Source organism: Streptomyces sp. NPDC002463 (assembly GCF_042889835.1).
GTDB classification, from domain to species: domain Bacteria; phylum Actinomycetota; class Actinomycetes; order Streptomycetales; family Streptomycetaceae; genus Streptomyces; species Streptomyces nymphaeiformis.
The window spans coordinates 62,875-80,350 of record NZ_JBIARL010000001.1 but is presented as its reverse complement, the minus strand read 5'-3'; the positions used below and the strand labels follow the sequence as shown (position 1 = coordinate 80,350).

Sequence of the window (17,476 nt, the reverse complement as noted above, 5' to 3'; positions counted from 1 at the left end):
TAACTTCGAGATGTGACCAACCAGGTTAGCCAAGTTGGTCATCTAGCCTCGTCCTGCCATCTCGAAGGAGAAACCCATGCCGTCGTTCAAGGTGGACACCTCGACCGCCGTGGTGTTCGTGGCCACGGCCCCCGTCCCGAAGCTCGTGAGCAAGCAGACCGGTGAGCGCGCCATGGACCGGGAGACCGGTGCCGGGCTGTCCACGGTGGGCCTGCTGATCTCGGACGAAGGGGAGGGCAACCTCTACCAGGTGACCATCCCGGAGACCGGTCTCCCCGAGGGCCTGACGCCGGGTATGCCGGTGTCGGTGATCGGACTCAAGGCCCGGGACTGGGAGAACACGTTCAACGGCCAAACCCGGCACGGCATCTCGTTCCGCGCCGTCGCGGTCACCCCGATGGGCGTCTGACCATGACGGACATGGCGACCTTATGGGAGGTCGGCCTCCCGCTCGCCGGAGCCGCAGGCGGTCTCGGCTACGCGAAGGTCCGCGCGCCGGGTGTCTTCTGGTCGCTGGTGGGCCTGCCGGTGACCACGACGCGGTTCGCGGTCACCTACCGGTCGACGATGGACGTGTGCGGGCTGACGGTGCAGCCGTCCCGCCTGCGGGCGTTCATGGTTCGCAACCTCGCCCGCCGCCCCGACGTCCAGGCCGTGCCGCCGAAGGTCCGCCGTGTGCGGGGCACTTCGACCGGCCTGCGGGTCACACTGCGGCTGCCGGCCGGTCTGGAGCCCGCCGACGTGATGGCGGCCTCCGAGCGCCTGCGGCACGCCTGGGGCGTCCACTCCGTCACCGTCGCCGAGACCAAGCCCGGGTTCGTGGAACTGCGAATGACCGGGTATGACGTCCTTAACCGGGTAAGGATGCCTCGCCAGAGCCCCTCGGGGCCGATGACGGTGCCGGTCGCTCTCCGCGAGGACGGGACCGCGTTCGTCCGGGACTACCTGAAGGTCCCGCACGCGCTGACCCTCGGTGCCAACCAGTCCGGCAAGTCGATGTACCAGCGCAACCTGGTCGCCGGGCTCGCCCGGCTTCCGGTGGCCCTGGTCGGGATCGACTGCAAGCGGGGCGTCGAACAGCGTGGCTACGCGCCCCGGCTGTCGGCCCTCGCGACCACCCCGGAGGAGGCCGACGGGCTCCTGGACGGGCTGGTCGAGGAGATGGAAGACCGCTTCGACCTGCTCAGCAACCACGGTGTCGCCGACATCTGGGACCTGCCCGACCACCTCCGCCCCGCGCCGGTCGTGGTCCTGGTCGACGAGGTCGCGGAGCTGTTCCTCGTGGCGACGAAGAAGGACGAGGAACGCCGGGACCGGATGGTCACCCAGCTCATCCGACTCGGGCAGCTGGCCCGCGCCGCCGGCATCTACCTGGAAATCTGCGGACAGCGGTTCGGCTCCGACCTCGGCAAGGGAGCCACCGCCCTGCGCGCCCAGCTCACCGGACGGACCGTCCACCGCGTCAACGACAAGCAGACCGCCGAAATGGGCGTCGGCGACATCGCCCCCGACGCGGTGGTCACCGTGCTGACGATCCCGCCGGACCGGCCCGGCGTCGCGGTGGCCGGTGACACCTCCGGCGGCTGGTCCCGCATCCGCACCCCCGCCCTCACCGCCGCCGAAGCCGCCGCGATCTGCACCGCACACGCGCACCTCACCCCGGACCTGCCCGCTGTCGCCGCTTACCGCCCGGCCTTCCCGGCCGGTGGTGCCGCTCCGGCGCCGGTGCCGCTGGTGAAGCCGAGTCCGGCCACCACGTAGCGCTGCTGTTCCCCCTTGGTCGGCGTGACCGTCTCACGCCAGGTCCCTACCGACCCATGCCTGAAAGGAGGTGAACCCTCGTGTTCCGCACCCTCCGTCCCGACGCCGTGCTGATCCAGGCCGTCATTGCCGGGGCCCTGTCCTTCGCCCACCTGCACGACCTGGCCGAAGCGGCCGGGCAGGACGGCTGGAAGGCGTGGGCCTACCCGGTCAGCGTCGACCTGCTCCTGGTCGCCGCCTGGCGCCGGATGCGCACCACCCCCGGCAACCGCGACGCCTGGCTGTGGTTCGCCATCGCCTTGATCGCCTCGCTCGGCGCCAACGTCGCCACCGCCGGACTCCTCGACATGAACGACGTCCCGGACTGGCTGCGCATCCTCGTCGCCGGGTGGCCCGCCCTGGCCTTCCTCGGTGGCACCCTCCTCGCCCACACCGCCCACCCCACCCCCGAACCTGCTCCCGTCCCCGTGCCGGAGCCCGAACCCGCGGTCGACCTCGTTGTCGAGCGGACACCGGAACCGGCCCCCGAGCTGCCGCCGGCCGAACCCGCCACCGTGGAAGCCCTGCCGGAGCCCGCCCCGCAGGAAGAACGGCCGGAGCCCGCCCCCTCGGCGCCCGCCGTCCCGGTACCGCCCGCACTGCTGGCCCATGCCCAGAAGATCGCGGACGCCCACCGTGCCCAGACCGGTGCGCCGATCGACGCGGAGACCCTCCGCACCCGGCACGGCATGCCCGCCGCGCTCGCGGACTCCATCGCGCTCCAACTCGCCTGACCAGGAAGGAGGCAACACCCGTGCGTCCGAACCGCTTCCACGACGTGATCCGGATCGGCCCGGTGCAGGTCGGCACCCACCGCGACGGCCGGGGCCGGACCAAGCACACCGCCGTGTGCACCGCCCCCGGCTGCGACTTCTCCGCCGACTACAACACCCGCCCGGCCGCCGAACTCGCCGCCCGCACCCACCGCTGCCAGCCCCGCTGACCTTGAAGGAAACCCCGTCATGGACGTCCCGCTCTGGCTCGCCCTGATCGTCGTCGGCGGCCTCGGAATCAAGCTCATCCGCCCGCCCTGGTGGCTCGTCGCCGTGATCCTCCTCGGCGGCTACCTCCTCGCCGACAGCGTCCTCGCCCCCGTCATCGACACCACCATCAAGTAGGGAGACCCGCCATGTTCCAGCCGCGCATCCCGGTCAACCCGCTTCCGACCGGCCTCGTCACCCCGCCCATCCAGCCCACCACCACCGACATCGAGCCGGTCACCGCGACCCCGGCCCCGGTGCCGACCGCCCCGACCCGGACGGCGATCGAGCTCACCCCGGGCAGCGCGCTCGCCCTCGCCGCCGGTGGTGGCGCCGTGGTCCTGGTCGTCGGCGCCGTCCTGGTCTCCATGCTCCTCGCCGTCGCCATCACCGGCGCCTCCATCGCGGTCGTGGCGATCGTCCTGCGGCTGCTCGTCCGTGACATGCAGAAGGGCCGGTGACCCCCATGGACACCCAGACGATCGCGGCCGCCGGGTTACCGGCCCTCGGGTGGGCCCTGCACGGAGGACTCCTCCTGCGCCGCCTGGCCACCGCCCGCCGCGACCCCCTGACCGGCCTGCACACCCGCGCCGGATGGACCGCCCGCGCCGAACACCTCCTGTCCAAGCACCCCGGCGCCCTGGTGCTCCTGGTCGACCTGGACGACTTCAAGGCCATCAACGACACCCACGGCCACGCCGCCGGTGACGCGGTCCTCACCGCCACCGCCCAGCGGCTCACCACCTGGTGCGGACGCCACGGGATCGCTGCCCGGCTCGGCGGGGACGAGTTCGCCGCCATCGTCACCGACCCCGACCGCACCGCCGGCCTCTTCGCCCTGCGGCTCGCCCTCGACGAGCCGGTCACCCACGACGGTCACGTCCTGCCGGTGTCGGCCTCGGTCGGGCACTGCCACCGCGACCAGCTGCTGGTCCCGGTCCTCACCGACGCTCTGTCGGCCGCTGACTCCTCGATGTACGCGGCCAAGGGCCACGGCAGGCGCAACAACACACACTGAGCGGCCCCCGGAGCGGCCTCGGTCGCCAAACTTCCGCCGCCCCGGGCGCCTTCAACCCCATTCCAGATCCACTAGACCCGAAAGGGAGTACTCATCATGGCCCAGACCACCCCGACCACGCGCGTCTGCCGCGACTGCGACGGCTTCGCCACCGCCACCATCACCAGCGGCCTCCGGACCATCGACGGCGCCCGGGACACGATCCGCGTGAACTGCCCCAGCTGCCGGGGCCTCGGCCACACCACCCCCGCCGCCCTCGTCCGCGCGGGGAAGTGACCCGTTGACTGACACCGCCACTGCGGCGGGCCTGGACCCGGCCACCCTGAGCGACCTGCTCCGGCTGGCCGGGTCCCCCGGCTTCGACCGCCTCACCGAACAACTCCGCCGCACCGGCGGATGCACCGCCCCCATCCGCCTCACCGGCGCCACCAAACTCCTCGACCCGGCCACCAAGACCGTGCTCCACGCGTACAACACCGACGCCGAACCCGGCGGCGTCCTCCGCGTCGCCTGCGGCAACCGGCGAGCCTCCCGCTGCCCCTCCTGCGCCTGGACCTACGCCGGCGACACCTACCACCTCATTCGCGCCGGACTCACCGGCGACCCCGACAAGGGCACCCCGGAGACCATCCGCGATCACCCCCGCGTCTTCGCCACCCTCACCGCCCCGTCCTTCGGCCCGGTCCACAACCGTCCCGGGACCCGGCCCTGCCGCTGCGGCACCCGGCACGCCGAGGACGCCCCGGAGCTGGGCACCCCGCTCGACCCGTACACGTACGACTACGCGGGCGCGGTGCTGTGGAACAACCACGCCTCCGAGCTGTGGCGCTACTTCACGATCTACCTCCGCCGCGAGATCGCCGCCCGCGCCAGCCTCACCCAGAAAGCCGCCCGTGAACAGTCCCGCGTCTCCTTCGGCAAGGTCGCCGAGTACCAAAAACGCGGCGCCGTCCACTTCCACGCCGTCATCCGCTTCGACGGCCCCGACGGACCGGCCACCCCGCCCCCGGCCTGGGCCACCCTCGACCTCCTCACCGACGCCATCTACGCCGCCGCCGCCCGCGTCCGCGTCGTCGTCCCCGCCGCCCCCGCGCACGGCGTGGACCAGGACCTTGAGCTCACCTGGGGCACCCAGCTCGACATCCAGCCCATCGGCGCCTTCGACCACGGCGAAGAGCTCACCGAACAGGCCGTCGCCGCCTACGTCGCCAAATACGCCACCAAAGCCGCCGAGACCACCGGCACCGTCGCCCGCCCCGTCGGCAACAAGGAAGCCCTGCTCCTCCTCGACGTCCCCGACCACCCCCGACGCCTCATCGAAGCTTGCATGGACCTGGACGCGGCCTATCCGGACCGGCGCCTGCGCGCCTGGGCCCACATGCTCGGCTTCCGCGGCCACTTCTCCACCAAATCCCGCGCCTACTCCACCACCCTCGGCGCCCTGCGCCAGGTCCGTGCCGACTACCGCGCCGCCCAGCAACGCACCGCCCTCGGCCTGCCCGACCCCGACGAAAACCCCGAGTCCACTCTCCTCGTCGTCGCCCACTGGGCCTACGCCGGCCACGGCGCCACACCCGGTGAGTCCTGGCTCGCCGCCAACATCCGCCGCGACATCCAGCACAACCGCGAACACGCCAGAGAGATCCGCACCGAACTCGAAGCCCAGGGGGATGAGCTGCTGTGAAGGACGAGTTGATGACCGTGCCGCAGATCCTTGCCGAGCTGGGTGGGGTGTCACGACGGACCTTCTATCGGTGGCGTGAGCTGGGGCAGGGACCGAACGCCTTCAAGTTGCCGAACGGTGAGCTTCGCGTGTGGCGGTCGGACTTCTCGGCCTGGCTCCGGGGTCTCGAAGGAGCCGCCGCGTGAAGTCGACTGATGTGCGCGTCTGGTCGATTCGGACCAAGCAGGGAGTCCGCCCGTCCTATGAGGTGCGGTGGAAGGTGGCGGGTGAGCCGTTCTCTCAGACGCGGAAGACCAAGGCGCTCGCCGACAGCTTCCGGTCGAAGCTGCTTCGAGCCGCGCGTGATGGCGAGGAATTCGACACTGAGTCCGGACTGCCCGACTCGATGGCGGAGAAGAAAGCCACGCTGAGCTGGTACGAATTCGCCTTGAAGTACCTGGCCATGAAGTGGCCGCACGCTGCCCCCAACACGCGTGACGGCATCAATGAATCACTGACCGCCGTGACCATCGCGCTCCTGGAGGACTGGCCCGGCAGGCCTGCGGACGATGTCCTTCGTAAGACGCTGCGGTCGTGGGCCTTCGTGCTTCCCGCGCCGGGGGAGAGGGAGCTGCCCGTGGATGTCGGCAACACGCTTCACTGGGTGGCGAAGGCGTGCCGCCCCATGGCGGTCCTCGCCGATCCCGTGGTCGGGCGAGCCGTTCTCGACTCCCTGAAACTCAAGCTGGACGGGACCGCTGCCGCTGCCGAGACCGTACGGCGGAAGCGCCGCACGCTCATTAACGCGCTGAATTACGCCGTCGATCTTGGGGAGTTCTCAGAGAATCCGCTGGCCTCTGTTCGCTGGCAGAAGCCGAAGGTCTCCAATGAAGTGGATCCGCGGGTCGTTGCGAATCCTGAGCAAGCCCGGTCGCTCCTCCACGCCGTCTCGTACATCGGTGGCTACCGGCGGGCCCGCGGCCGGCGCCTGGTCGGACTCTTCGCCGGGATGTACTTCGGAGGCTTCCGACCTGCCGAAGTGGTCGGCCTGACCGAGCCGGATCTCACCCTTCCTGCTTCCGGCTGGGGGACCGCCCTCCTGCACCGGACCCGTCCCAGCGTCGGCAAGCAGTGGACCGACTCCGGCGAGAGCCACGACGACCGCGGCCTCAAGAACCGGCCCACGGAGGATGTACGGCGGGTGCCGATCCCTCCCCAGCTCGTGAGGATTCTCCGGGAGCACATCGAGACCTTCGGCACCGCAGCCGACGGGCGGTTGTTCTTCAGCGAGAACGGGGGAGTGGTGTCCTCCTCCACCTACTACCGGGCCTGGCAGGAAGCCCGGGAGCTCGCGCTTCCGCCGGCCGTCGTCGCCTCGCCGCTCGCCCGACGGCCGTACGACCTCCGGCACTCCGCGCTCTCCACGTGGCTCAACGCGGGCGTGGACGCCACTGAGGTCGCCGAGCGCGCCGGCAACAGCGTGGAGGTGCTGCTGACTCGGTACGCGAAGTGCCTCGACGGCCGCCAGGAGGTGGCGAACCGGCGTATCGAGGAGCTGCTGCGCGAGTACGAGTGAGTGTCGCCTGACACCCTTGTCCTCATGGCCCCTGGACCTGTCCGGGGGCCTTTCAGCTGCTTCGATCTCGGACGGACGACGTCTAGAACGGGGGAGTCCACCCCGGCGGCCACCTCGTCGCATACCCAGGCGGGGGCCAGACATCAGAACCCTTGTACATGCACCACTGACGGCCCAGCCACTCGCACTCCGGTACGGAGCCTTCCCAGTCGTCAGTGCAGCGGTCGGCCCACTCACGGCCCACCAGTACCGGCCGGGTAAGCACCTCGCCCGCGGTGTCCTGGACGCGCAGGACCAGGCCGAAGTCGGTGATCCCGGGGTTGCCCCGCGGTCCGTACGACACCCTGCGAGCAGGCGAGGAATAGAGGTCCAGGACCGTCTCTTCGAGTACGGCCGGCACGCGGCCGGTCAATTCCAGTCCGCCCAGGGTCACGCGCGGGCCGTGGGCAGCGTCGGCAGCCACGCAGAAGAGCCGGCCGGTGCCCTCGAAGTACGCGTAGACAGCGGGCACCGCTGGATGGAAACCGAGTTGGAAGCCGTAGACGTCCGGGTAGAAGGGTTCAGCTGAGAAACGCTTCAGCTCAAAGGCTTCCGGGAGCGCAGCCCTGACCTCGTCGGGGGACATGCCGAAGCGCAGCGGGCCGACGCTCTCCAGTGGGTTCAGCACCCACACCGGCCGGCCTGGCTCCGTCGAGGTCTCCCCGATTCCCGAGACCATCCGCTGTTCCCCCTCGCTCGTCGGCCCGATACCTGGACCTGACCTGCCTAGATGCCTCACGGCCCAGGCCGCGAATAGGCCGCGTCCTCCGTCATACGGCCGCTCACCCCGGCACACGCCTGCACATACAACAAGACCCCGTCCTCAGCGTTTCCGCTGATCACGGGGTCTGTGTGGCACTTCTGCGAAGTGCCCCCGGCAGGATTCGAACCTGCGCACACGGCTCCGGAGGCCGTTGCTCTATCCCCTGAGCTACGGGGGCGTCCGCCGTGTTTCTCGGCGACGGGTAGAACCCTACCAGCTCTGTGGGTGTGCCTGTGAACAGGTATTTCCGGGGCGTCACCGAGGGGTGCGTCCCCCGCACGGGTCAGAAGTGGGCAAAACCCGGACGCGGCCCTTCGGGGCGGCCTACTCTCGTTCGTGTGTCAGGCGTGTCCGGTCGGGTGCTCGTTGTCGATGACAACAAGGTGATCCGCCAGTTGATCAGGGTCAATCTCGAACTCGAGGGGTTCGAGGTCGTGACCGCGGCCGATGGTGCCGAGTGTCTGGATGTCGTACATCGAGTCTGTCCTGATGTCGTCACCCTGGACGTCGTCATGCCCCGCTTGGACGGGATCAAGACGGCCGAGCGACTGCGGGCCGACCCGCGGACCAGTCATCTGCCGGTGGCGATCATCAGCGCCTGTGGCGAGCACGAGGTCGGCGGGGTCTCCTCCGGTGTCGACGCGTTCCTCGCCAAGCCCTTCGAGCCCTCGGAGCTCGTGCGCGTCGTGCGGCAGTTGATGCACCGCGAGCGGCGGGAGCGCCCCGAGGCGGCCGGGCCCGACGGGGGAGAGGACCCTGCCGCAGTCGTCGTACCGAAGGAGCAGGACGTCCGACGTGCCGGGAGCTCGCGCGGGGTGAGCTGAGCCGCGGTGCCCGCATGGCGAAACCGGTTCGCGTTCCGACCCCCCTCCTCCCCTAGGCTGGTCCCGTGACCCCCGCGGACCTCTCCCTCACCGTGCAGCACGCCGTGCGCCGTGCGGTCGACGACGGTGCGCTGCGGGTCGATGTCCCTTCCCGCGTCAAGGTCGAGCGGGCCCGCCCCGGGGGTACCGGGGAGTACGCCAGCAACGTCGCGCTGAGTCTCGCCCGGCCTGCCGGGCGCGCGCCTCTCGACGTCGCGCAGATCCTCCAGGAGCGGCTCCGTGAGAGCCCCGGGATCCTCGCCGTCGACATCACCGGGCCCGGGTTCCTGAACTTCACCCTGCGTGCCGATGCCGGCGGTGATCTCGTACGGGCGATCCGCGCGGCCGGGTTGCGGTACGGGCACGGCAGCGCTCTCGCCGGGACCGTCGTGCGCTTCGCCGACGTGACCGAGCCGCGCGCCTCGGTCGTGACCGACGTCGTGCTGCGGCTGCTGCGGGGGCAGGGGGCCGACGCCGACTTCGGGGGGGACGAGCGGATCCCCGTACGGGGTGGGGCGTACCAGCCAGGGCTCCTCGGCGTCGACGCCGCTCGGTGGGCCCTGCTGCGGGCCGCCACTCATGATCGCGTTCTCGACGGGGCTCCTCTGCTCGTCCAACACGAGCGCAACTCACTCTTCCGTGTGCGGTACGCCCATGCCCGGGTCCGCCGGCTGCTCGTCAACGCGGCGGACCTCGGCTTCAGCCCCTCGTACGACACGGACATCCAAGCCCCCGAGCTTCTCGGCGTCCTCGGCGACCACCCCTTCGTCCTCCTCGCCGCCGCCCGCCACCGCGCCCCCGACCGGGTCGCCCGGCACCTCGAAGCCACCGCCGACGCGCTGCTCGCCTTCCAGCACACCGTGCTGCCGCTCGGCGACGAGAAACCCTCGGCCGCCCATCGCTCCCGGCTCGCGCTCGCCGAAGCCGCCGGGACGGTGCTCGCCGGTGGCCTGTCCCTGCTCGGCATCAGCGCACCCGACCAGATCTGAAAGAGCCAGTCGCCATGAGCCGTTCCGCCCACCCCGCCGGGCCCCGCCACGCCGACGTCCTGCCCGAGGGGCACTACACCGCTCCGCCCGCCGACCTCAACCAGCTCGACCCCAAGGTCTGGGCCCGGACCGTGAGCCGGGACGAGCGCGGGGTCGTCACCGTCGGCGGGATCGCCGTCGACGCCCTCGCCGAGGAGTTCGGCACGCCCGCCTACTTCCTCGACGAGACCGACTTCCGCGCCCGCTGCCGCGCCTGGGCCGAGGCCTTCGGCAAGGACGCCGACGTGTTCTACGCCGGGAAGGCCTTCCTCTCCCGCGCCATCGTGCGCTGGCTCAAGGAGGAGGGGCTCAACCTCGATGTCTGTTCCGGGGGCGAGCTGAGCACCGCGCTCTCCGCCGGGATGCCCGCCGAGCGCATCGCCTTCCATGGGAACAACAAGAGCGAAGAGGAGATTCGGCGGGCCGTCGAGGTCGGCGTCGGGCGGATCGTGCTCGATTCGTTCCAGGAGATCGTGCGGGTCGCTCATGTCGCCCAGTCCCTCGGGAAGCGGCAGCGCGTGCAGATCCGCGTCACCGTCGGCGTCGAGGCGCACACGCACGAGTTCATCGCCACCGCCCACGAGGACCAGAAGTTCGGCATCGCCCTCGCCGGCGGGCAGGCCGCCGAGGCCGTGCGGCGGGCGCTCAAGCTCGACGGCCTCGAGCTCATCGGCATCCACTCCCACATCGGCTCGCAGATCTTCGACATGGCCGGCTTCGAGGTGTCCGCGCGGCGCGTCGTCCAGCTGCTCGCCGAGGTGCGGGACGAGCACGGAGTCGAGCTGCCCGAGATCGATCTCGGCGGTGGGCTCGGCATCGCTTACACCTCCGAGGACGATCCGCGTGAGCCGCACGAGATCGCCAAGGCGCTCAGTGAGATCGTGACGCGGGAGTGCGAGGCCGCCGGTCTGCGGACGCCCCGCATCTCCGTCGAGCCCGGGCGCGCCATCGTCGGGCCCACCGCGTTCACCCTCTACCGGGTCGGCACCGTCAAGCCGCTCGAAGGGCTCCGGACGTACGTGAGCGTCGACGGCGGCATGTCGGACAACATCCGCACCGCGCTCTACGACGCCGAGTACAGCGTCAGCCTCGTCTCGCGGACCAGCGAGGCCGAGCCGATGCTCTCCCGCGTCGTCGGCAAGCACTGCGAGAGCGGTGACATCGTCGTACGGGACGCCTTCCTGCCCTCGGACCTGGCGCCCGGCGACCTCGTCGCCGTTCCGGCCACCGGCGCGTACTGCCGCTCCATGGCCAGCAACTACAACCACGCGCTCCGGCCGCCGGTCGTCGCCGTCCGGGACGGCGAGGCGCGGGTCATCGTCCGGCGCGAGACGGAGGAAGATCTCCTGCGTCTGGACGTCGGCTGATGAAATAGTCGAGTGATGGAATTCATGTCTCACGATCCGGACCAACCATGGAATACCCCGTCCGGTGAGTGAGACTGGATCCCACTCGCAAGAGAACCGTAGAGATACGAATCAGAAGTACGAGAATCGAGGTCGGATGATGCGTACGCGTCCGCTGAAGGTGGCGCTGCTGGGCTGTGGAGTGGTCGGCTCAGAGGTGGCGCGCATCATGACGACGCACGCCGACGACCTCGCCGCGCGCATCGGCGCGCCGGTCGAGCTCGCCGGCGTGGCCGTCCGCCGGCCGGACAAGGTCCGCGGGGGAGTCCCAGCGGACCTCGTCACCACCGATGCGACCGCCCTGGTCAAACGCGGGGACATCGACGTCGTCGTCGAGGTCATCGGCGGCATCGAGCCCGCCCGCACCCTCATCACCACCGCCTTCGAGCACGGCGCCTCCGTCGTCTCGGCGAACAAGGCGCTGCTCGCCCAGGACGGCGCGAGCCTGTACGCCGCCGCCGAGCAGCACGGGCAGGACCTCTACTACGAGGCCGCCGTCGCCGGCGCCATCCCGCTGATCCGGCCGCTGCGCGAGTCCCTCGCCGGCGACAAGATCAACCGGGTGATGGGCATCGTCAACGGCACGACGAACTTCATCCTCGACAAGATGGACACCTCCGGCGCCGGGTACTCCGAGGCGCTCGACGAGGCCACCGCCCTCGGGTACGCCGAGGCCGACCCGACCGCCGACGTCGAGGGCTTCGACGCCGCCGCCAAGGCCGCCATCCTCGCCGGGATCGCCTTCCACACGCGCGTGCGCCTCGACGACGTCCACCGCGAGGGCATGACCGAGGTCACCGCCGCGGACTTCGCCTCCGCCAAGCAGATGGGCTGCACCATCAAGCTGCTCGCGATCTGCGAGCGGGCCGCCGACGGCGAGTCCGTCACCGCGCGCGTGCACCCCGCGATGATCCCGCTCAGCCACCCGCTCGCCTCCGTCCGCGAGGCGTACAACGCGGTCTTCGTCGAGGCGGAGGCCGCCGGGCGGCTCATGTTCTACGGCCCCGGGGCGGGCGGCTCGCCGACCGCCTCCGCCGTTCTCGGCGACGTCGTCGCCGTCTGCCGCAACCGTCTCAACGAGGCGACGGGCCCCGGCGAGTCCGCGTACACCCAGCTGCCCGTGAGCCCCATGGGCGACGTGGTGACGCGGTACCACATCAGCCTCGACGTGGCCGACAAGCCTGGCGTGCTCGCCCAGGTCGCGACGGTCTTCGCCGAGCACGGCGTATCCATCGATACGGTGCGCCAGCAGGGCAAGGACGGCGAGGCCTCCCTCGTCGTCGTCACCCACCGCGCGCCCGACGCCGCCCTCTCCGGGACCGTCGAGGCGCTGCGCAAGCTCGACACCGTGCGCGGTGTCGCCAGCATCATGCGTGTTGAAGGGGAGTAAGGACCCATGACCCACAAGGGCACCCACCAGTGGCGCGGCATCATCGAGGAGTACCGGGACCGCCTTCCGGTCACGGACACGACGCAGGTCGTCACGCTCCGTGAGGGCGGCACGCCGCTCGTCCCCGCTCAGGTCCTCTCCGAGCGCACGGGCTGCGAGGTGCACCTCAAGGTCGAGGGCGCCAACCCCACCGGCTCCTTCAAGGACCGGGGCATGACCATGGCCATCACGAAGGCCAAGGAGGAGGGCGCGCAGGCCGTCATCTGCGCGTCCACGGGCAACACCTCCGCCTCCGCCGCCGCCTATGCGGTGCGCGCCGGCATGGTCTCCGCGGTCCTCGTGCCCCAGGGCAAGATCGCGCTCGGCAAGATGGGCCAGGCCCTCGTGCACGGCGCGAAGATCCTGCAGGTGGACGGCAACTTCGACGACTGCCTGACCCTGGCCCGCAGCCTTTCCGAGAACTACCCGGTGGCGCTGGTCAACTCGGTCAACCCGGTCCGCATCGAGGGCCAGAAGACCGCCGCGTTCGAGATCGTGGACATGCTCGGAGACGCCCCCGACATCCACGTCCTGCCCGTCGGCAACGCCGGCAACATCACGGCGTACTGGAAGGGGTACCGCGAGTACGCCGCCGACGGTCTCGCCACCCACCGCCCGCGCATGTGGGGCTTCCAGGCCTCCGGCTCCGCGCCGCTCGTGCGCGGCGAGGTCGTCAAGGACCCGTCGACGATCGCCACCGCGATCCGCATCGGCAACCCGGCCTCGTGGGACTACGCGATCGCCGCGCGCGACGAGTCGGGCGGCTTCATCGACGAGGTGACGGACCGTGAGATCCTGCAGGCCTACCGCCTGTTGGCCGCGCAGGAGGGCGTCTTCGTCGAGCCCGCATCGGCCGCCTCGGTCGCCGGCCTGCTGAAGGCCGCCGCCCAGGGCAAGGTCGACCCGGGCCAGACGATCGTCTGCACGGTCACCGGCAACGGCCTCAAGGACCCCGACTGGGCCGTCGCCGGCGCGCCGCAGCCGGTCACCGTCCCGGTCGACGCCGCGACCGCCGCCGAGCGCCTCGGCCTGGCCTGAAAAGGGCCTGAAACAGCACGGCTCCGCCGGTTCCTGATCGGGTGAAACCCGATCAGGAACCTACATAGGCGCACAGGATGGCTCGCGACACGCATCGTGCGCCTCCTGTGCGCCCTATGTCGCCACAGAACCTTCCTTCGATAGGCTGTACCGAACCCGCCCCGACGCATATGCGCGGTGTCGTTGCCGTTGTCGCCTCCGCGGCCGAAACGGCCCCCCGGGGCGCGGGTCCCGAGTACTTCCCTTGCACCACCCGCTGTCCGAAACACCGTTTCGCAATCAAGGAGAGTCAACGAGCGATGGCCGGTCCAGCGTTCCGCGCCGCCGCCGTACGGGTGCGCGTCCCCGCCACCAGCGCCAACCTCGGCCCGGGCTTCGACGCCTTCGGCCTGTCGCTGGGGCTCTACGACGACGTCGTCGTCCGGGTCGCCGACTCCGGGCTGCACGTCGACATCGCCGGTGAGGGCGCCGAGACGCTCCCGCGCGACGAGCGCCACCTGCTCGTACGCTCCCTGCGCACGGCCTTCGACCTGCTCGGCGGACAGCCGCGCGGCCTCGAGGTCGTCTGCGCCAACCGCATCCCGCACGGCCGCGGCCTCGGCTCCTCCTCCGCCGCCATCTGCGCCGGCATCGTCGCCGCCCGCGCCGTGACCATAGGCGGGGACGCCAGGCTCGACGAGGCCGCCCTCCTGGAGCTGGCCACCGAGATCGAGGGCCACCCCGACAACGTCGCCGCCTGTCTGCTCGGCGGATTCACGCTCGCCTGGACCGAGTCCGGTGCCGCGCGGGCGATCAGGATGGATCCTTCGGATTCCATCGTTCCGGTGGTTTTCGTCCCCGGGAAGCCCGTGCTGACCGAGACCGCCCGCGGACTCCTGCCGCGCACCGTCCCGCACGTGGACGCCGCCGCCAACGCCGGCCGTGCCGCCCTCCTCGTCGAGGCCCTGACCCGCCGCCCCGAGCTGCTGCTCGCGGCCACCGAGGACCGGCTGCACCAGGAGTACCGGGCCCCCGCGATGCCGGAGAGCATCGCCCTCGTGAACCGGCTGCGCGCGGACGGCATCCCCGCGGTCATCTCCGGCGCGGGGCCCACGGTCCTCGCGCTGGCCGAACACGGGACGGCCGACAAGGTCGCCCGCCTCGCGGGCGAGGGCTGGGCCGCCAACCGGCTCGACCTCGACGCGCCCGGAGCGAGCGTCCTGCCGCTGGCGCCCTAGGCGTGTGGCGGCCGGGGCGCCGGGCAGCGCCTCGGACGTCCGGGGCGCCGGGTGCGCCTCGGACAGGAGATTGCCGGTGAGGGAGAGGGGGAATGTTTGTTGGAGCCGGTAGTGTTAACCTCAAGTCTGCACCCGACCTCTTTGTGGAGCGGTGCGGAGTGTCCCCATCAGGGACCACCCATTCTTCCGGGAGCCTCCCCAACTGCCTGAGCAGCCTGCCTGAGCAGTTTCGAGCACGCTCCGGAACCGGCACGACACCCCTCGCTCTTCTTTCGAGCCGAGGGCCGAGCAGGGGGCGCTCGGGCCGGACCCACAGCACGTTCTCTCTCCGCCGTACCCGGCGGGACCACCGCCCCGGACACGGTCCACGAACCAGGACCCTGCCGGACAGCACAACCGGTCGCCGAGCCAGAAGGCCGACGTCCGCTCCAGGGAAGGACCCTTCGTGAGCGACACCACCGATCTGATGGGCGTGACTGCCGACAACAGTGTCGACACCGCCGCGCCCGCCGCAGGTGCCACCGGCACCGCACGGCGCCGCCGCTCCGGCACCGGCCTCGAGGGCATGGTCCTGGCCGAGCTGCAGCAGGTCGCGTCCGGCCTCGGCATCAGGGGCACCGCGCGCATGCGCAAGAGCCAGCTGATCGAGGTCATCAAGGAGGCGCAGGCCGGAGGCTCCGCCGCCCCCGCCAAGACCGCCGACGCCGCCGAGACCAAGCCGAAGCGCCGCACCACCTCCAAGGCCCGCACGGGCGAGACCGCCGAGGCCGCCGCGCCCAAGGCGGAGAAGGCCGAGAAGGCCGTCGCCCAGCAGCAGATCGACATCCCGGGCCAGCCCGCCGCCGACGACGCCCCGGCCGGCGAGCGCCGACGCCGCCGTGCCACCGCGCCCGCCGGCTCGCCGGAGGGCGAGGCCAAGGCCGAGGCCGCCCAGGTCGTCAAGACCGAGGCCCGCACCGAGACCCGCGAGGTCAAGGCCGAGCCGCAGGCCGACGCCAAGGCCGAGGCCGCCGTCGACGGCGCCGAGGGCCGCAGCCGCCGTGACCGCGGGGAGCGCGGCGACCGCCGCGACCGCCGCGACCGTCAGCGCGACCGCAAGGGCGACGAGCAGCAGGGCGGCGGCCAGGGCGGCCAGCGCCAGCGCCAGGGCGGCCAGGGCCAGGGCCAGGGCGGCCAGAGCCAGCAGCAGGGCGGCCAGCAGGCCGGTCCGCAGGACGACTACGACGACGAGGCGGGCGGCCGCCGCGGGCGTCGCGGGCGCTACCGCGACCGTCGTGGCCGTCGTGGCCGTGACGACTTCCAGGCCGGCGAGCCGCAGGTCGCCGACGACGACGTCCTGATCCCCGTCGCGGGCATCCTGGACATCCTCGACAACTACGCGTTCATCCGGACCTCCGGCTACCTGCCCGGCCCGAACGACGTGTACGTCTCCCTCGCCCAGGTCCGCAAGAACGGCCTGCGCAAGGGTGACCACGTCACCGGCGCCGTGCGTCAGCCGAAGGAGGGCGAGCGCCGCGAGAAGTTCAACGCGCTGGTCCGCCTGGACTCCGCGAACGGCATGGCCGCCGACTCCGGCCGCGGCCGCCCGGAGTTCAACAAGCTGACCCCGCTGTACCCGCAGGACCGCCTCCGCCTGGAGACGGACCCGGGTGTGCTCACCACCCGCATCATCGACCTCGTGTCGCCGATCGGTAAGGGCCAGCGCGGTCTGATCGTGGCCCCGCCGAAGACCGGCAAGACCATGATCATGCAGGCGATCGCCAACGCGATCACGCACAACAACCCCGAGTGCCACCTGATGGTCGTCCTGGTCGACGAGCGTCCGGAAGAGGTCACCGACATGCAGCGGTCGGTCAAGGGCGAGGTCATCTCCTCGACCTTCGACCGCCCGGCCGAGGACCACACCACCGTCGCCGAGCTGGCCATCGAGCGCGCCAAGCGCCTCGTGGAGCTGGGTCACGACGTGGTCGTCCTGCTCGACTCGATCACCCGTCTGGGCCGCGCGTACAACCTCGCGGCGCCCGCCTCCGGCCGCATCCTGTCCGGTGGTGTCGACTCGACCGCGCTCTACCCGCCGAAGCGCTTCTTCGGTGCCGCGCGCAACATCGAGGACGGCGGCTCGCTGACCATCCTGGCCACCGCGCTGGTCGACACCGGCTCGCGCATGGACGAGGTGATCTTCGAGGAGTTCAAGGGCACCGGCAACATGGAGCTCAAGCTCGACCGGAAGCTCGCCGACAAGCGCATCTTCCCGGCCGTCGACGTCGACGCCTCGGGCACGCGCAAGGAGGAGATCCTCCTCGGCAGCGACGAGCTCTCCATCACCTGGAAGCTGCGTCGCGTGCTCCACGCGCTCGACCAGCAGCAGGCGATCGAGCTGCTCCTCGACAAGATGAAGCAGACCAAGTCGAACGGCGAGTTCCTGCTCCAGATCCAGAAGACCACCCCTGGAGCCGGCAACAACGACTGACGCGAGAGCCGCGTCACACGACGAGATCCGGACCCCGGTCCCGTAACCCCGTCGTGACCTGCGTGAACCGCTGCGCCCACCGTGCCCCGCACGGTGGGCGCAGTGCCGTTTCCGGGCAGAGCTCACGCAAACCTCACGGTCCGCTGTGCAACCCTTTCGGGTGCAGAGCCGTCACTGAAGGTGAAT

Annotated in this window: 19 protein-coding genes and 1 tRNA gene; 18 read left to right on the top strand and 2 right to left on the bottom strand. The window is 71.1% G+C overall.

All coding sequences use genetic code 11. The annotated features are described in order from the left end of the window. Positions 1-76: 76 nt before the first annotated feature. The 11 genes from ACFYX3_RS00310 to ACFYX3_RS00260 all read left to right on the top strand — a co-directional run bounded on the left by ACFYX3_RS00310 (position 77) and on the right by ACFYX3_RS00260 (position 7,037). The gene (locus ACFYX3_RS00310; protein WP_389006596.1) at positions 77-409 is read left to right on the top strand and encodes a hypothetical protein; all 333 of its coding nucleotides are present in this window, start codon (positions 77-79) and stop codon (positions 407-409) included. Between the two features lie 2 nt (positions 410-411). Further along, positions 412-1,761, top strand: coding sequence for an FtsK/SpoIIIE domain-containing protein (locus ACFYX3_RS00305; protein ID WP_389006593.1), 1,350 nt, complete (start codon positions 412-414; stop codon positions 1,759-1,761). A gap of 80 nt (positions 1,762-1,841) precedes the next feature. After that, positions 1,842-2,534 carry a DUF2637 domain-containing protein gene (locus ACFYX3_RS00300; protein ID WP_389006589.1) on the top strand — a complete coding sequence of 231 codons (693 nt, stop codon included), beginning with the start codon at positions 1,842-1,844 and terminating at the stop codon, positions 2,532-2,534. A gap of 20 nt (positions 2,535-2,554) precedes the next feature. Beyond that, positions 2,555-2,743, top strand: coding sequence for a mobile element transfer protein (locus ACFYX3_RS00295; RefSeq protein WP_389006586.1), 189 nt, complete (start codon positions 2,555-2,557; stop codon positions 2,741-2,743). Between the two features lie 19 nt (positions 2,744-2,762). Then, positions 2,763-2,918 carry a hypothetical protein gene (locus tag ACFYX3_RS00290; RefSeq protein ID WP_389006583.1) on the top strand — a complete coding sequence of 52 codons (156 nt, stop codon included), beginning with the start codon at positions 2,763-2,765 and terminating at the stop codon, positions 2,916-2,918. 11 nt (positions 2,919-2,929) lie between these two features. After that, on the top strand, positions 2,930-3,241 hold the full coding sequence (locus tag ACFYX3_RS00285; RefSeq protein WP_389006580.1) for a SpdD-like protein: 312 nt from the start codon (positions 2,930-2,932) through the stop codon (positions 3,239-3,241). Between the two features lie 5 nt (positions 3,242-3,246). Then, entirely contained in the window at positions 3,247-3,798 is a 552-nt protein-coding gene (locus tag ACFYX3_RS00280; RefSeq protein WP_389006577.1) for a GGDEF domain-containing protein, read from the top strand. 96 nt (positions 3,799-3,894) lie between these two features. Beyond that, positions 3,895-4,074 carry a hypothetical protein gene (locus tag ACFYX3_RS00275; protein WP_389006574.1) on the top strand — a complete coding sequence of 60 codons (180 nt, stop codon included), beginning with the start codon at positions 3,895-3,897 and terminating at the stop codon, positions 4,072-4,074. Positions 4,075-4,078: 4 nt separating this feature from the next. Beyond that, positions 4,079-5,482, top strand: coding sequence for a replication initiator protein RepSA (gene repSA, locus ACFYX3_RS00270; protein ID WP_389006571.1), 1,404 nt, complete (start codon positions 4,079-4,081; stop codon positions 5,480-5,482). A gap of 11 nt (positions 5,483-5,493) precedes the next feature. Beyond that, positions 5,494-5,667, top strand: coding sequence for a helix-turn-helix domain-containing protein (locus tag ACFYX3_RS00265; protein WP_362524122.1), 174 nt, complete (start codon positions 5,494-5,496; stop codon positions 5,665-5,667). After that, a complete protein-coding gene (locus tag ACFYX3_RS00260; protein WP_389006567.1) occupies positions 5,664-7,037 on the top strand; it encodes a tyrosine-type recombinase/integrase in 1,374 nt (457 codons plus the stop codon). Before ACFYX3_RS00265 ends, ACFYX3_RS00260 begins: the two co-directional genes overlap by 4 nt. A gap of 82 nt (positions 7,038-7,119) precedes the next feature. On the opposite strand, the gene ACFYX3_RS00255 is transcribed toward ACFYX3_RS00260, so the two are convergent. Continuing rightward, the gene (locus tag ACFYX3_RS00255; protein ID WP_389006564.1) at positions 7,120-7,755 is read right to left on the bottom strand and encodes a hypothetical protein; all 636 of its coding nucleotides are present in this window, start codon (positions 7,753-7,755) and stop codon (positions 7,120-7,122) included. Between the two features lie 190 nt (positions 7,756-7,945). Then, positions 7,946-8,017, bottom strand: a tRNA-Arg gene (locus ACFYX3_RS00250). Positions 8,018-8,060: 43 nt separating this feature from the next. Between ACFYX3_RS00250 and ACFYX3_RS00245 the strand changes: the two genes are divergently transcribed. The 7 genes from ACFYX3_RS00245 (at position 8,061) to rho (ending at position 17,290) form a co-directional block, all read left to right on the top strand. Beyond that, the gene (locus tag ACFYX3_RS00245; RefSeq protein WP_376589658.1) at positions 8,061-8,663 is read left to right on the top strand and encodes a response regulator; all 603 of its coding nucleotides are present in this window, start codon (positions 8,061-8,063) and stop codon (positions 8,661-8,663) included. Positions 8,664-8,728: 65 nt separating this feature from the next. Further along, a complete protein-coding gene (gene nrtL / locus ACFYX3_RS00240; RefSeq protein ID WP_389006560.1) occupies positions 8,729-9,691 on the top strand; it encodes an ArgS-related anticodon-binding protein NrtL in 963 nt (320 codons plus the stop codon). Positions 9,692-9,705: 14 nt separating this feature from the next. Beyond that, positions 9,706-11,097, top strand: coding sequence for a diaminopimelate decarboxylase (lysA, locus tag ACFYX3_RS00235; protein WP_116158834.1), 1,392 nt, complete (start codon positions 9,706-9,708; stop codon positions 11,095-11,097). A 136-nt stretch (positions 11,098-11,233) separates the two neighbouring features. Continuing rightward, entirely contained in the window at positions 11,234-12,526 is a 1,293-nt protein-coding gene (locus ACFYX3_RS00230; protein ID WP_389006556.1) for a homoserine dehydrogenase, read from the top strand. Positions 12,527-12,532: 6 nt separating this feature from the next. Continuing rightward, entirely contained in the window at positions 12,533-13,603 is a 1,071-nt protein-coding gene (gene thrC, locus ACFYX3_RS00225; RefSeq protein ID WP_389006553.1) for a threonine synthase, read from the top strand. Between the two features lie 299 nt (positions 13,604-13,902). Further along, on the top strand, positions 13,903-14,820 hold the full coding sequence (gene thrB / locus ACFYX3_RS00220; RefSeq protein ID WP_376589650.1) for a homoserine kinase: 918 nt from the start codon (positions 13,903-13,905) through the stop codon (positions 14,818-14,820). 445 nt (positions 14,821-15,265) lie between these two features. Continuing rightward, complete coding sequence (rho, locus tag ACFYX3_RS00215; protein WP_389006549.1) at positions 15,266-17,290, top strand: transcription termination factor Rho; 2,025 nt, start codon at positions 15,266-15,268, stop codon at positions 17,288-17,290. Positions 17,291-17,476 lie beyond the last annotated feature (186 nt).